Source organism: Leptolyngbya sp. NIES-2104, assembly GCF_001485215.1.
Taxonomy (GTDB): Bacteria; Cyanobacteriota; Cyanobacteriia; order Leptolyngbyales; family Leptolyngbyaceae; genus Leptolyngbya.
In genome coordinates, this window is sequence record NZ_BBWW01000001.1 from 1,921,073 (window position 1) to 1,934,898 (window position 13,826).

Genomic DNA, 13,826 nt, shown 5'->3' on the forward strand with positions numbered 1-13,826 from the left:
GTAGATTCCGCTACTTACGTCCGATTGTGACGTATCCGCTTAGGTGCGTCAAATGCGAAGCTGATTCCGTTGACGAAAATCATGGGTTTGTGATCCCATGCGGGTCAGAGATTTACAGAATCAACAGTTGGATGAAGCGATCGTAAAGTTCAACGTGAGATGAGATCGAAAAAGTGCGATCGATGCGGGTGGACTTGAAACGATTGTTTGAATTCTCAACCCAATTTATTTAATCGGTCTTGCCTTTCATCCTCTAGCTAAGTCTTTTATACTAAACGATAGCTTTCTACTTCTTCGGCTTGATCCATGAACTCTGTTATTTGTCCCGTTCCCGACGAACAGCGACCAATTAATGAATATCAAGACCTGAAGGAATCTTGGTTTTTTCGGTGGGCAACGCTTGATCCAGTTGCGTATATTAAGCCGATCGTGATTCTCTGGGCGCTGACCTGGTTGATCTCGGCTCCGGTCGCTGCGGTCAGTTTCCCGCCTGCAAAACATTTACCGCAATTTTTGTTATTCGCCTCCGCAGGTGCATTAGTACTCCCAGGATTGGCATTGTTACGCCTTTATCTAGGATGGGCGTATGTGCAGAGACGATTGCTTGACCCAGCCGTGTTTTATGAAGAGTCGGGCTGGTATGACGGGCAAATGTGGGAAAAGCCGCCCGAAGTGTTGGCACAAGATCGATTGGTGGTGAATTATCAGGTGCAGCCGATTTTAGAACGATTGAAAAAGACGTTTGTATCGATCGTGGCGATGAGTGCGATCGGGATTTCGATCTGGTTTTTCCTTTAAGAGGGTGTTTGAAAAGTATAAAAAGTTTCTTCGCTTCGATTGCCTCCCGCCCTGAAATGAATTTCGGGCTAACCGACGAAAGTCTACTGAAGTAGACTGGGAGCAAGTTTAAGACTCTTAGTCCATTTTTAATGGACTTGCGCCGATTAGCCCAAAATTCCATTTCAGGGCGGGACGTTGCAACGAACGATACTTTTCAAATAGCCTCTAAGAGACTATCGATACTTTTCAAGAATTCTCTAAACAAAAAAGGTGATGTCTGAAACAGGCATCACCTTTTTATAAATCTGTAACAAACTTTAGAGGCTGGTTAGAAATCCAATCACGCCTTGTCCAGTAAAGACTTCTAACAACAAAAGTGATACGAAACCAATCATTGCGAGCCGACCATTTAAGAGTTCTGCGTTAGTGTTGAACCCGAATTGGGGCTGATCTGTCACATACATTTGAGGCTCGATCGCGAAGTTATTCAGCTTGCCTTGATCGTCCACAATAGAACCACTTTTCATAGAATCTTCTCACTTTCTTGTTTGATTTCTTTACAAAGCTTAACAGTTGTATTGAGATTTGTAAAGAAACTCTAGAGCATTCGTCTGAATCTGGGCGAAAAGTCGATGTGTATCACTCTGTGAAGTCGTAAACGCAATTACAGCTTTTCAGGGTTTACTGGTACATAATTCAGTCAGTCCTTCACCAAGTTTCTTTATAAAGATTTAAGATTTGGTAACATCCAGACCCGAACTGAAAATTCCCTCGTATTCTTAGAGGAAGCTCCAACCTGTTTCAAGTTCGTTTCATGTAGGTGGTCTATGTCGTTTAGCCTCACCCTTAGTTATCTTCGATCGCTCCTCTTAGCCAGTCTATTGAGTTTCCTTGCCCCGCTCACGCTCCTCGGCGGCATGATTATGATTCTTCTGTTTCTTGGAGCGATTCCAGGACTCACCCTATTCGGACAAGCCTGCACCACTCAAATGCTGTCATTTCTTCAAACCTTTGGAAATGGAAGTGCGCTTGAAGGCGCGATCGTCATTGGATGTGCTTGTGCAGTCGTCGGTGCACTGTTCGACACTTATAATTTCACGGTGACAACCGCGATCGACGCGAACAAACCCCTCTCTGAATAAGTCAATTCTGACGAAACTCTCTATCCTAGAAAACGTGCCTTCAAAGGTCGTAAACATGGTGAGAATGAGTCGGACAATTGTCAGTTTTGTATTAATTTTTCTCCTTGGTTGGAGTAGCGTTCCGGGTGCTGGATTTGCACGAACGCTACCTACTCAGTCGATTCAGCCGTATCTCGATCGTGTGATTCAAAATGTCACCGAATTTAAGTTAGAGAATGGTCTGAAATTTATCGTGTTAGAGCGACACCAAGCGCCTGTGGTTTCGTTTCTAACTTATGCGGATGTCGGTGGCGCAGATGAACCGGAAGGAAAAACCGGAGTTGCTCACTATTTAGAGCATTTGGCGTTCAAAGGCACAACGCGGATCGGAACCTCGAATTATCAGGCAGAAAAGCCGCTGTTAGATCAGTTAGATCAGCTTGCAGCGCAGATTAAAGCTGGAAAAGAACAGAAGAAAGATGTCAGCGCCTTGCAAGTCGAGTTCGATCGCATTCAAGCCGAAGCGACGAAACTAGGACGGCAAAACGAACTCGGTCGCATTGTGGAGCAAGCAGGCGGAGTCGGTTTGAACGCGAATACATCTTCTGATGCGACTCGGTATTTCTATAGCTTCCCCTCGAATAAGCTAGAACTCTGGATGTCGCTTGAATCGGAACGGTTTCTAGAGCCTGTATTTCGGGAGTTTTTCCAAGAGAAATCGGTGATTTTAGAAGAGCGACGATTGAGAACAGAGAATTCTCCGATCGGGCAATTGATCGAAGCCTTCGTCGGTACTGCATTTCAAGTTCATCCTTATCGTCGTCCGGTGATTGGGTACACGGCTGATTTGGTGAATTTGACGCGAAAAGATGTGCAGGACTTTTTTGATACACATTACGTTCCGAATAATTTGACGATCGCAATTGTCGGTGATGTGAATCCTACTGAAGTGAAACGCCTCGCTCAACTCTATTTCGGTCGTTATAAAACGAAGCCTACCCCACCTGATGTGATCGCTGTTGAACCTTCGCAAACCAAACAGCGAGAAGTGACGCTAAAACTGCAATCTCAGCCTTGGTATTTGGAAGGCTATCATCGTCCAGCGTTGAACCATCCTGATAATGCGATCTATGAAACGATCGCATCGATTCTCAGTGATGGTCGGACTTCGAGACTGTATCGATCGCTGGTTGAGCAGAAAAAACTCGCATTAGCGGCTCAAGGAATTAATGGTTTTCCGGGCGATAAGTTTCCGAATTTGATGGTGTTTTATGCGTTGACGGCTCCGGGTCGATCGATTGAAGAAGTCGCACCTGCATTGAGAGCGGAAATCGATCGATTAAAAACTCAGCCTGTTTCGGCAGAAGAACTCGATCGCGTAAAAACTCAAGCGAGAGCCGGATTATTACGATCGCTCGATTCAAACATGGGAATGGCTCAGTCGCTCTTAGAGTACGAAATCAAAACGGGAAGCTGGCGAAACTTGTTTAAGCAGATTGACGCGATCGCGAAAATTACACCTGCTGATATTCAGCGAGTCGCCAAAGCCACGTTTATCGACAACAATCGCACGATCGGGCGCATTTTGCCCCAAGGATAAGCCACGAATGAAACTACTCCGAATCACTACGCTATTTATTTCAGCGTTACTTTTTGTATTACTATCTGTGCATCCCGCCGTTGCAGATACACCAAAGCACTACACCGATCTAAAGTTCTCACCGCCTCCAGAAATTCGCGTTCCAGACTATACGCGCTTTCAGCTTCAAAACGGCATGATCGTGTACTTGATGGAAGATCACGAATTGCCTTTAGTTAGTGGAACCGCGATCGTGCGGACAGGCGATAAATTCGATCCCACGAATCAAGTCGGACTTGGAGAACTGACCGGAACTCTAGTTCGTGCGGGTGGAACGCAAAAACGCACCGCTGATCAACTCAATCAATTACTAGAACAACGTGCCGCAGTGATTGAAACGGGAATTTCCACCACTGCGGGAAGTGCAGGATTCAATACGCTCGCAGAAGATTTGCCCGAAGTGTTCGATCTGTTTGCGGAAGTGATTCAGCAGCCTGCATTTGCAGAAGATAAATTCGCGATCGCGAAAGTTCAACTTCAAGGCGGAATTGCCCGCAGAAACGATGATCCCAACGGCATCGCAGGTCGAGAATTTCAGAAATTAATCTACGGCGATGAAAGTCCTTTTGCTCGAACGATCGAATATGCCACGATCGCGAACGTTTCGCGCAATGATTTGATTGCGTTCTATCAGCGATCGTTTCGTCCTGATCAGATGCTGCTCGGAATTGTTGGCGACTTTGAACCGAAACAAATGCGATCGCTCATCGAAGCGAAATTTGGCACTTGGAAACCTGCGGCTCAAGCAGCATTACCAAAACCGACTCCAGAACCCGTGAAACAAGCAAAACAAGGCGGCGTGTTCTTCGTAAATCAGCCGCAATTGAATCAAAGTTACATTCAAATGGGTCATCTCGGCGGAACCTTGAACAGCCCAGATTATCCGGCTTTGAGCGTGATGGAAGATGTCTTGAGTGGATTTGGGCGGCGATTGTTTAACGAAGTGCGATCGCGTCAAGGATTAGCTTATTCAGTCGGTGCAAGTTGGAGCGCTCAGTTTGATTATCCGGGTGTATTTATTGCGAGTGGCGAAACGCGATCGGATGCGACCGTTCCGTTTATTCGATCGGTGAGGCAGGAAATCGATCGGATTCGGAAAGAACCAATCTCAGCCGATGAACTCGCTTTTGCAAAAGATACAGTGTTGAACTCGTTTATCTTTAACTTCCAAGATCCGAGTCAAACCTTATCGCGGTTGTTGCGTTACGAATATTACGGGTATCCAAACGACTTCATTTTTCAGTATCGCAAAGCTGTGGAAGCGACTTCGACTTCTGATGTTCAACGAGTTGCACAAAAGTATCTTCAGCCTGACAAGATCGTGACTTTAGTGGTTGGAAACGAGAAAGAAATTCAGCCTGCGCTATCGAGTTTAGGGCAACCTGTAGCAGCAGTTGATATCACCATTCCGAAGCCTCAGTGATTTTTTTAACATAGCCTAAATTAACCCTCTGATTCTGCAAAATTTGCTAGAGCCAGAGGGTAATTTGTATGTTTAACGTTTTTAATTTCAAACATTCATTTAGATTGAACTAATTAAATTACAAGATTCGTTATCTATCTATTGGTAGATTTCAAATTTCTTGTGTCTGTTTAGGTTAAGTGGAGAATAAGAGAAAGTTAAGGCATTCACTGATACATCAATGCTGAGCGGCATGTCTGGGTGCTTACGGATGAAATCATCTAAAATTACCGAAGAACTCAATTGAAAAAGATAGACAGACACAGGATTGTGAGGGGTTTAAGCAGGCAAGGTTCACTTGAATTTCTTGCACTATTGCTGCTCACCGATTTGACTATCATTGGGATTCATACTGCTGCTTATATTCTCTATATTGATACTCCTCCTTCTTATTGGTCGATCGCAGCCGATCGCAGTTTTGGAGAAACATTCCAATACATTAAAGAACTTTGGTTAGTGTTTAGTTTTGCGATGTTGACCCGTATTCGCTCTAACTGGCTATACGGATCATTGTCGCTACTATGTTGCTATTTATTCTTAGATGACTTGTTTCTAATTCATGAACGAGTTGGAGAGATGATCGCACTGAATTTCAATTTTCAGCCGATGTTCAAGCTTCGAGCGATCGACTATGGAGAGCTAATTGTGAATGCGATCGCAGGAAGTTTCTTTGCTGTTCTCATTGGTAGTTCCTACTGGCGGGGAAGTAGGGCGTTTCGTCAGGTCTGTTATCGAGTTTTAGTCTTATTGGGCGGAGTGGTGTTTTGTGGCATTGTGCTAGATGTTCTTCACATCATTGTTACGACACTCTACCCCCGCTTGTATAGTGCTTTTGACCTGCTTGAAGACGGCGGAGAAATGCTATTTATGAGCGTTTTGTGTTGGTACGGTATATCGCTAATTAAACAGCAAGAAAAAGTTGTGCAGCAACCTGAACTTGAATTACCGCTTCAACGCAAGGGTTAATCCATCTGCGATCGGTAAAAGGCTAACCATCACTCGATCGTCTTGCGCGACTTTCGCATTGAAGTCGCGAATCGTGTTCGTAATCTTATCGTGATCGGTTTCATCAGCCACACGACCCGCCCACAAGACATTGTCGATCGCAATTAATCCACCAGATCGCACGAGTTGAACTGCTCGATCGTAGTAATTCGCATAGTTGCCTTTATCCGCGTCGATAAAGGCGAAGTCGAATGTTCCTGCTTGATCCTTCAAAAGTTCATCGAGTGTGTCGATCGCGGGTGCGATGCGTAGATCAATCTTGTCTGCGACTCCTGCGAGTTCCCAGTATCGACGAGCGATCGCGGTATATTCTTCACTTACATCGCACGCAATCAGTTTTCCATCCGGCGGTAACGCGATCGCAACCGAAAGCGAACTATATCCGGTGAAGACTCCCACTTCTAGCGCTTTTTTTGCCTGCATTAATCGCACCAAGAGCGCCATCAATTGACCCTGATCCGACGAAATCTGCATTCGAGCTTGGGGCATCTGTGCGGTTTCTTCACGAAGTTGGGCGAGAATGTCCGATTCTGGCTGCGAGTTTGAGAGAATATAGCGGTAGAGAGACTCATCGACACCAAACGCTTGCTTATACATGGGAGTTATGACCGTGAAACGAACCATACAAATTATCTTATCGATTGTTCTAGCAATTGGTTTAGTCGCGTGTGGTGGGCGATATTCAGTTCCTGGAAATGTATTGAAAAAAGCGATCGCGATTACGGTCGATCAGACTCAGCAAGAAATCAGCCAGCAGATCAAACTCTCAGGCATTCCGAAAGTGAATGTCGATCGCGTCAAAATCACCGATCAATCTCCGCTCAAGATCGAAGGTATCGAGGGCTATCACGTTAAAGGCGAGTACGATTTCACTCTGAAGCTACCGAAGCGACAAGATCAATTGTCAGACAATTCTTTCGATCTGTATTTGCAGCGGCAGATTGTCGATAAAAAGCAGATTTGGAAGTTAGCTCAGCGTGAAGGTGAAGACTGGAAACTCAAAGCGATCGAGTAGGATTCAGTTCTTTCCTGAATTACAATGAGGCATCGCGTTGAAATTGCACCTATGGCAAAACAAATTTCTCATACTGAAGCCATCGAAAATTTCGCACAACTATGTGAGGAAGCGATTTCGACAGGAGAAGCGATCGAAATTACCCGCGAAGACGCTGAGAGCGTTTCGATTATCTCGACCGCAGAGCTAGAAAGCCTACGCGAGACCGTTTATCTGTTTAGTTCACATGCAAATGCAGTTCGTTTGCTTGATGCGTTAGAACGCGCACAATCTAGAACGAACCAACCTCGTACTTTGGATTCGCTACACGCTGAATATTACTATTACGATCGCTAAATCTTGCACTTATCAGAAATTGTCTCGATCGCTAAACTGATTTGCGCGATCGTATCTTTAATCTCGGAAATTTCATCGTTTAAATGATCAAGTCGAGCTTCGATCGTTTTCAAATTCGACGGCAATTGCCACATTGAGAATTTCAACGCTGATAAAATCTTCTCAACCGTTGCAAAACTTGGCTCATATTTCGGATCGTTCAGAATTCGATTAATTTGCTGTGTGTAGCCTAATGCACTGCCACCATGCTCTTCAGCGATTTTTGCCGAAATCTGACGAATACTCACGCCTTGTAGTTTCATTAACTCCCGAATCACCACCACCACTCTTTCTTGCATTCGATCCACCTTTCGATTAATCTATGGTCTGAGAACTTGAATCAACTGAACGACCTTGCCGCGAGTGGTGGAGGTCTTTTTTTCATCAGAAAGCAGTAGAACCAATGGGCGCTCTACTGCTACACATCAACCGGGATAGAATGCGGATAAGAAAACAAGTAATAAATGTGGGGCAGGCATCTTGCCTGCTTCCCTAGGCGGGCAGGATGCCCACCCCACAATTATTTACTTAACTCCTTGAATCGTGTCTCTACAAGCCGACCAATTCACGCGACTCTAATCCGCTCAACTGCTGCGCGATCGCGAATCTGGCTTCTAGCTTGGCGACGCTGAACTCGTTCCGCAACCGCTCCAAATGAGCGAACGCATTCGCTTTCTCGGTCGTGGAGCGATTCAGGGCATCGATCGCCCGCTGATATTCATTATTCACTTGCAGCACTTCAAAGCGGCGGGCTTTGCGCTGATTGTCATTCTTCAAGGCGGCTTCAAACGCGACGACCATATCGGCATTGCCTTCCAGTCGAGCGATATGATAGCGAACCTCAGCGATATTCTGCTCCAATTCATTCACATGCTGGGAAGCTTGAGCGATCGCACTGGGATATTGATCTAAACGAAGTTTCATGACTGACATTCCTGAAAATAATAAGTGGTCAGTAGCCATCGGGTCAAAACTGACAACCGACTACGAACAACAACAAACCTTTCAAGCTCTAAGCGACGCGACTCTGTAACACCGGAACGCGAGTCGGTAGCTCAGAGGAAAGCTCGGAAATCGGGGGAAGCTCTCTTTGAGACTGCGGTGCCGCTTGCTCTAGAACTTGCACTTCAATCTTGACGGACACGAGATACGAACCGGGCTGCTCTCCGACTGCTTGCGCGATTAGCCCAGCAAACTCTGGTCGATCGGCAGTAATCGGATCACGAAGCGAACACCGATCCCACTCATACTTGGCACTCGGATCAAGCTGAAGAATGTAATGCTTCGTCATGGAACAAGAACCTGAATCACATGTACTAATTGTAGTGTAAAACGGCTACGATTTCAAGTGATTTCTACGCCGCAATTACAGAACTTTGTCGAGAAGTTTGGGCAGCACGATCGTGATCTTTACGATCCCAATATGCCAGCCGCTTCGCCGTCTCAGTATCGCCGTACAACTTAATCTCATACGGAAACTGAGTCAGCGCTTGACTCTTCTGCACCGAAAACCGTAACCTTGAACTCGCAAGCGATTGAGCAAATTTCTGAGCTTGGCTCAACTTCTCAAAGCCGAGATAACAGACATCATTCGATCGAGAATATCGACGAAACGGAGTCCTCACACTTAAAACTCTAGTCGAAAGATACTGTCCAACCCGTCCATCGCCCATCGAGAAAAACCGACCAACTGGAACGAAACTACTCATGGAAAGGGGAGGATTCATTACTTCTTCATTGTAGTGAACATCAACTACAACTTGGGAGGGATTAAAGCGCGATCGCCGTACCCAAAAAGGGCGGTTTTCGGCTTTACTGGTATTCTTGTACTATATTATCTGATTTCCGTGAAATTGACCATTCTCTATAAAGAAACGTTAAGCTTTTGAGAGAAGTCCAGAACAATCCCGTAAAGCCTGTAAAAAGCTTTACCCGTATCCTTGACTTCACTCCGAACCCGTTTGAAATTAAGGTTTAACTTGCCTTCTAGACCGTTTCGGCAGTCGTGAGAAAATTCGAGCGATCGCTGGATCGAATCTAGCGATGCAAGCTAACGTGTTAAGGAGTCTTCACAACTCCAATTGATGTCTCTTTGTAAGGAACAGTTACATGACTGCAACCCCCGTCCGTTTGAAGTACGAAGTTAAAGACCTTGCCCTTGCGCCTGCTGGTAAACAGCGGATCGAATGGGCTGGGCGGGAAATGCCAGTGTTGAAGCAAATCCGCGATCGTTTCGCTCAAGAAAAACCGTTTGAAGGCATCAGACTCGTGGCGTGCTGCCACGTCACGACCGAGACTGCAAATCTCGCGATCGCCCTCAAAGCGGGTGGAGCCGATGCGATTTTGATTGCTTCTAACCCACTTTCCACTCAGGATGATGTAGCTGCAAGCTTAGTTGCAGACTACGAAATCCCCGTTTTCGCAATCAAAGGCGAAGACAATGATACCTATCACAAGCACGTCCAAATCGCGTTGGATCATCGTCCCAACCTGATTATCGATGATGGTTGTGATGTAGTTGCCACTCTGGTACAACAACGCAAACACCAACTTGCAGACTTGATCGGAACGACCGAAGAAACCACTACTGGAGTCGTCCGCTTACAAGCGATGCTTAGAGACGGTGCGCTGACTTTCCCCGCTGTGAACGTCAACGATGCTGAAACCAAGCACTTCTTTGATAACCGTTACGGAACCGGACAATCAACCCTCGACGGAATCATCCGCGCAACAAACATTCTGTTGGCGGGTAAAACGATCGTCGTTGCTGGATATGGCTGGTGCGGTAAAGGAACTGCAAATCGCGCTCGTGGTTTAGGTGCAAACGTGATCGTGACCGAAATCAGCCCCGTTGCAGCGATCGAAGCTGTGATGGATGGTTTCCAAGTGATGCCGATGTCTGAAGCGGCAGCGAAAGGCGATATCTTCATCACCGTCACAGGCAACAAGCACGTCATTCGGGGTGAACACTTCGACGCGATGAAAGATGGCGCGATCGTATGTAATTCCGGTCACTTCGACATCGAAATCGACCTCGAAGCCCTGAAAGAACGCTCAACCGATGTTAAGACCGTTCGCAACTTTACCGAAGAGTACAGCCTCAAATCCGGTAAATCCGTCGTGGTCTTGGGCGAAGGTCGTTTGGTGAACTTGGCAGCCGCAGAAGGACATCCGAGCGCGGTGATGGATATGAGCTTTGCAAACCAAGCGTTAGCAGCAGAATATCTGGTGCAGAACAAAGGTAAGTTAGAGCCTGGTGTTTATCCGGTTCCGACTGAGTTGGATCAAGAGATCGCCCGCTTGAAACTGCAAGCGATGGGTTTCTCGATCGATAGCCTGACCTCTGATCAAACCGAGTACATCAACTCCTGGACTTCTGGAACCTAATCGGTTCAATCCGTCTGATCTACACTTTAGGTAGGTAGCGTAATGTTGCCTACCTTTTTTAGTGGAAAAAATCGCCGTCCTCGATTCGAGAACGGCGATCGCTAACAGAAGTCAAGATTAACGCTTCTTGCGGAAATAGAACCGGAAGAATAGTTTCTCCATTTCAATCCAGACAAACATCAGCGCACTCACGCCGAAACAAACCATCAATTCGTTAAACGGTAGATAGTGTGTACCGAAGAACGCTCGAAGCGGTGGCACATACACTAACAATAATTGCAGAATGGTGGTCAGGATAACTGCACCCCATACATAGAGGTTCGTGAATGGATTTAGCTCGATCGTTAATTTACTGTTCGATCGAATGGCAATCGCGTGCCCCATCTGCGCTAAACATAGGGTTGTAAACACGATCGTTTTCCAGCGATCGTCATCGAGCGGTCCACCAAAGTTCGTCGTTGTCCAGTTATATGCCCACACCATTGTGGCAGTCGCAAGAATCGCTAACACAATCCCGATTCGGATGATGTAAGCACCCAAGCCTCGTGAAAAGATGCTTTCTCTGGGATGATTCGGCGGACGATCCATTACATTCGGTTCCGCAGGTTCAACCGCCAACGCCAACGCGGGTAGACCATCTGTCACCAAGTTCATCCACAGGATTTGCAGCGGCGTTAGCGGTACACTTCCGGTTGCAGCCACCGCAGGAATCAGAAGCACAGAAAGCCCGATCGTAATGACTTCCCCGATGTTCGATCCCAAGATGTATTTGATGAAGCGGCGAATGTTTGTGTAAACAGTTCGACCTTCTTCGACCGCTGCCACGATCGTTGAAAAGTTGTCATCGAGAAGCACCATATCCGACGCTTCCTTACTCACATCAGTCCCGGTGATGCCCATTGCGACTCCGATGTCTGCTTGTTTGAGAGCAGGTGCATCGTTCACACCGTCTCCGGTCATCGAAGCAATTTCACCTTGCTTTTGGAGTGCTCGGACAATTCGCAGTTTATGTTCAGGAGCAACCCGCGCAAACACGCTGACGCGATCGACATGTTGTTCTAGTTCTTGGTCGCTCATCGCTTCGAGTTCGCGTCCGACTAGAACTTCATCACCAGGTTTAGCAATACCGAGATCTTGAGCGATCGCGCTTGCTGTGAGTTGGTGATCTCCAGTAATCATCACCGGACGAATTCCGGCTGTACGGCACCGTTTCACCGCTTCACGCACTTCTGGACGCGGTGCATCGAGCATATCAACTAAACCGAGCCAAACTAAACCTTGTTCCGAAGCTTCATCCGCATCTTCTGGCGGAACTTCTTTCAGCGGTTTGTAGGCAAAACCGAGAACCCGTAGACCATTTCCAGCAAGTTCGTTGTTTCGTTGCAGAATTTGAGCGCGTTGTGCTTGGGTAATCGGTTCAACGCGATCGCTAATCTGAATCTGCTGACACCGCTCTAGAACAATTTCCGGCGACCCTTTCGTAAACATCAGATAAGGCGTTGCTAGAAAATCGGTCTCTGATTGCAGCAAGCCTGCCGCATCTTTCACGATCACGCTCATCCGTTTGCGATCGGATGAGAACGGAAATTCTGCAATCCGCGGCAGTTTACTGTTCCACTGATCTTTTTCAAGTCCAGCTTTTGCCGCAGCGGTTAACAATGCTCCTTCGGTTGGATCACCTAAGATAATCCATTGCCCTTCCTCTTGTTGCAGAATCGAGTCGTTACACACGGTACAAGCGAGTAACAACGCTCTGAGTTCTGGACTATCGGCAGGAATGACTCTTGAACCGTTGCTTAGGAACTCTCCATCTGGGGCGTATCCTTCTCCGGTCACTTTTGGACTAGAACTAATTGTGTGGAGCGATTGCACCACCATTTTGTTTTGCGTCAAAGTTCCAGTTTTGTCAGAACAAATCGTCGTGACCGAGCCGAGCGTTTCAACCGCTGGTAGCTTCCGAATCAGGGCATTTCGACGCACCATGCGCTGAGTCCCGATCGCTAATGTCACCGTAATCACCGCAGGTAAACCTTCCGGTACAACCGCGACCGCCATACTTAGCGCGGTTTGCAGTAGGTTTTGCAGCTTGGTGAAGTCGCGGGTGAAGATTAGACCGCCACCCACCACGACCGCAACCAGAATCAGTGCCCCAGTCACAAGGGCTTTACTGAGTTGATCCATCCGTTTCTGCAACGGAGTCGGTTCTGATTCCACGCCTTGAATCTGAGCGGCGATCTTGCCTAGCTCCGTCCGCATTCCCGTACCAGTCACCAAAATCGTGCCGCGACCGTTAACGACTTCAGTCCCCTGATAAGTCATGTTAATGCGATCGGCAGGCATTGCATCTTCTTTGATGACCGCATTTGCATTCTTGTTGACCGCTTCAGCTTCTCCGGTGAGTGCCGCTTCTCGGACTTGCAGGTTGGCTGCTTCTAGAATCCGACCATCTGCTGCAAGTTGCACTCCCGCCTCGACGAGCATCACGTCACCCGGAACGAGATACTTAGAATCGACTTCTGTGATTCTTCCACCCCGCAGGACGCGAACTCGTGGTGATGAAAGTTGTTTCAATGCAGCAAGGGCTTTTTCTGCGCGGCTTTCCTGAACATAGCCCAGCGCACCGTTGAGAATGACGATCGCTAAAATCGCGATCGTATCTTTGAAGGGGACTTCGCCTTCTCTGAGATTGCCTTGAGTAAGCGCGAGTAAATCTAGCAGTCCGGAGATTAACGCGACTCCGATCAGCAGCAGTAACATCACGTTCTTGAACTGATCAATCAGAATTTCCCAGGCGCTTCGACCGCCTGATTCTTCGAGTTCATTCGTTCCGTATTGTTCGAGGCGGGTTGCCGCTTCTTGGTCGCTTAATCCGGTCTTGGGATCGCTGTTCAAGGTAGAAAGCGACCCGGCTGTGTCTAAGGTATGCCAAGCCGTGGTTGGCGATGGGAGGGAATGGGCAGACATAGAAAAACTTAGGAGTTAGGGGATAAATGCCTACAGCACCTTATGATAGTGCCAATAAGCAGAATATAGCACTATTAA

Annotated in this window: 15 protein-coding genes; 8 read left to right on the top strand and 7 right to left on the bottom strand. The window is 47.0% G+C overall.

Annotated features, from left to right (window positions below):
- Positions 1-306 precede the first annotated feature (306 nt).
- The gene (locus tag NIES2104_RS08950) at positions 307-798 is read left to right on the top strand and encodes a CGLD27 family protein (RefSeq protein ID WP_058997756.1); all 492 of its coding nucleotides are present in this window, start codon (positions 307-309) and stop codon (positions 796-798) included.
- Positions 799-1,097: 299 nt separating this feature from the next.
- Here the strand turns inward: NIES2104_RS08950 and NIES2104_RS08955 are convergent, their stop codons facing one another.
- Positions 1,098-1,307 (bottom strand): chlorophyll a/b-binding protein, encoded by a 210-nt coding sequence (locus tag NIES2104_RS08955; RefSeq protein ID WP_058997758.1) that lies wholly within the window; start codon positions 1,305-1,307, stop codon positions 1,098-1,100.
- Positions 1,308-1,607: 300 nt separating this feature from the next.
- On the opposite strand from NIES2104_RS08955, the gene NIES2104_RS08960 reads away from it, so the two are divergent.
- The 4 genes from NIES2104_RS08960 to NIES2104_RS08975 all read left to right on the top strand — a co-directional run bounded on the left by NIES2104_RS08960 (position 1,608) and on the right by NIES2104_RS08975 (position 5,968).
- Positions 1,608-1,922: a hypothetical protein gene (locus NIES2104_RS08960; protein ID WP_058997760.1), complete on the top strand. Its 315-nt coding sequence runs from the start codon at positions 1,608-1,610 to the stop codon at positions 1,920-1,922.
- 64 nt (positions 1,923-1,986) lie between these two features.
- On the top strand, positions 1,987-3,501 hold the full coding sequence (locus tag NIES2104_RS08965; RefSeq protein ID WP_304608001.1) for a pitrilysin family protein: 1,515 nt from the start codon (positions 1,987-1,989) through the stop codon (positions 3,499-3,501).
- Between the two features lie 7 nt (positions 3,502-3,508).
- Positions 3,509-4,963 (top strand): pitrilysin family protein, encoded by a 1,455-nt coding sequence (locus tag NIES2104_RS08970; protein ID WP_058997764.1) that lies wholly within the window; start codon positions 3,509-3,511, stop codon positions 4,961-4,963.
- Positions 4,964-5,332: 369 nt separating this feature from the next.
- Complete coding sequence (locus NIES2104_RS08975; protein WP_156426902.1) at positions 5,333-5,968, top strand: hypothetical protein; 636 nt, start codon at positions 5,333-5,335, stop codon at positions 5,966-5,968.
- On the opposite strand, the gene NIES2104_RS08980 is transcribed toward NIES2104_RS08975, so the two are convergent.
- Positions 5,945-6,631 carry a class I SAM-dependent methyltransferase gene (locus NIES2104_RS08980; RefSeq protein WP_263970935.1) on the bottom strand — a complete coding sequence of 229 codons (687 nt, stop codon included), beginning with the start codon at positions 6,629-6,631 and terminating at the stop codon, positions 5,945-5,947. The genes NIES2104_RS08975 and NIES2104_RS08980 overlap by 24 nt on opposite strands.
- On the opposite strand from NIES2104_RS08980, the gene NIES2104_RS08985 reads away from it, so the two are divergent.
- On the top strand, positions 6,618-7,022 hold the full coding sequence (locus NIES2104_RS08985) for a hypothetical protein (protein ID WP_156426903.1): 405 nt from the start codon (positions 6,618-6,620) through the stop codon (positions 7,020-7,022). The genes NIES2104_RS08980 and NIES2104_RS08985 overlap by 14 nt on opposite strands.
- A gap of 51 nt (positions 7,023-7,073) precedes the next feature.
- The gene (locus NIES2104_RS08990; RefSeq protein WP_058997772.1) at positions 7,074-7,358 is read left to right on the top strand and encodes a type II toxin-antitoxin system Phd/YefM family antitoxin; all 285 of its coding nucleotides are present in this window, start codon (positions 7,074-7,076) and stop codon (positions 7,356-7,358) included.
- On the opposite strand, the gene NIES2104_RS08995 is transcribed toward NIES2104_RS08990, so the two are convergent.
- From NIES2104_RS08995 to NIES2104_RS09010, 4 genes are all read right to left on the bottom strand, one after another.
- Positions 7,355-7,696: a transcriptional regulator gene (locus NIES2104_RS08995; RefSeq protein WP_058997774.1), complete on the bottom strand. Its 342-nt coding sequence runs from the start codon at positions 7,694-7,696 to the stop codon at positions 7,355-7,357. The genes NIES2104_RS08990 and NIES2104_RS08995 overlap by 4 nt on opposite strands.
- A 250-nt stretch (positions 7,697-7,946) precedes the next feature.
- Positions 7,947-8,321: a hypothetical protein gene (locus NIES2104_RS09000; RefSeq protein ID WP_058997776.1), complete on the bottom strand. Its 375-nt coding sequence runs from the start codon at positions 8,319-8,321 to the stop codon at positions 7,947-7,949.
- An 88-nt stretch (positions 8,322-8,409) separates the two neighbouring features.
- Positions 8,410-8,688, bottom strand: a complete 279-nt coding sequence (locus NIES2104_RS09005; RefSeq protein WP_058997777.1) for a hypothetical protein — start codon at positions 8,686-8,688, stop codon at positions 8,410-8,412.
- 64 nt (positions 8,689-8,752) lie between these two features.
- Positions 8,753-9,106, bottom strand: a complete 354-nt coding sequence (locus NIES2104_RS09010; RefSeq protein WP_058997779.1) for a hypothetical protein — start codon at positions 9,104-9,106, stop codon at positions 8,753-8,755.
- Positions 9,107-9,506: 400 nt separating this feature from the next.
- On the opposite strand from NIES2104_RS09010, the gene ahcY reads away from it, so the two are divergent.
- Positions 9,507-10,784, top strand: a complete 1,278-nt coding sequence (ahcY, locus tag NIES2104_RS09015; RefSeq protein ID WP_058997780.1) for an adenosylhomocysteinase — start codon at positions 9,507-9,509, stop codon at positions 10,782-10,784.
- Positions 10,785-10,901: 117 nt separating this feature from the next.
- Here the strand turns inward: ahcY and NIES2104_RS09020 are convergent, their stop codons facing one another.
- Entirely contained in the window at positions 10,902-13,748 is a 2,847-nt protein-coding gene (locus tag NIES2104_RS09020; RefSeq protein WP_058997784.1) for a cation-translocating P-type ATPase, read from the bottom strand.
- Positions 13,749-13,826 lie beyond the last annotated feature (78 nt).

Excerpts from the sequence above, each read along its gene's own strand:
- NIES2104_RS08950 (WP_058997756.1), top strand. The coding sequence starts at position 307 with ATGAACTCTGTTATTTGTCCCGTTCCCGACGAACAGCGACCAATTAAT.
- NIES2104_RS08955 (WP_058997758.1), bottom strand. The coding sequence starts at position 1,307 with ATGAAAAGTGGTTCTATTGTGGACGATCAAGGCAAGCTGAATAACTTC.
- NIES2104_RS08960 (WP_058997760.1), top strand. The coding sequence starts at position 1,608 with ATGTCGTTTAGCCTCACCCTTAGTTATCTTCGATCGCTCCTCTTAGCC.
- NIES2104_RS08965 (WP_304608001.1), top strand. The coding sequence starts at position 1,987 with ATGAGTCGGACAATTGTCAGTTTTGTATTAATTTTTCTCCTTGGTTGG.
- NIES2104_RS08970 (WP_058997764.1), top strand. The coding sequence starts at position 3,509 with ATGAAACTACTCCGAATCACTACGCTATTTATTTCAGCGTTACTTTTT.
- NIES2104_RS08980 (WP_263970935.1), bottom strand. The coding sequence starts at position 6,631 with ATGGTTCGTTTCACGGTCATAACTCCCATGTATAAGCAAGCGTTTGGT.
- NIES2104_RS08990 (WP_058997772.1), top strand. The coding sequence starts at position 7,074 with ATGGCAAAACAAATTTCTCATACTGAAGCCATCGAAAATTTCGCACAA.
- NIES2104_RS08995 (WP_058997774.1), bottom strand. The coding sequence starts at position 7,696 with ATGCAAGAAAGAGTGGTGGTGGTGATTCGGGAGTTAATGAAACTACAA.
- NIES2104_RS09000 (WP_058997776.1), bottom strand. The coding sequence starts at position 8,321 with ATGAAACTTCGTTTAGATCAATATCCCAGTGCGATCGCTCAAGCTTCC.
- NIES2104_RS09005 (WP_058997777.1), bottom strand. The coding sequence starts at position 8,688 with ATGACGAAGCATTACATTCTTCAGCTTGATCCGAGTGCCAAGTATGAG.
- NIES2104_RS09010 (WP_058997779.1), bottom strand. The coding sequence starts at position 9,106 with ATGAGTAGTTTCGTTCCAGTTGGTCGGTTTTTCTCGATGGGCGATGGA.
- ahcY (WP_058997780.1), top strand. The coding sequence starts at position 9,507 with ATGACTGCAACCCCCGTCCGTTTGAAGTACGAAGTTAAAGACCTTGCC.
- NIES2104_RS09020 (WP_058997784.1), bottom strand. The coding sequence starts at position 13,748 with ATGTCTGCCCATTCCCTCCCATCGCCAACCACGGCTTGGCATACCTTA.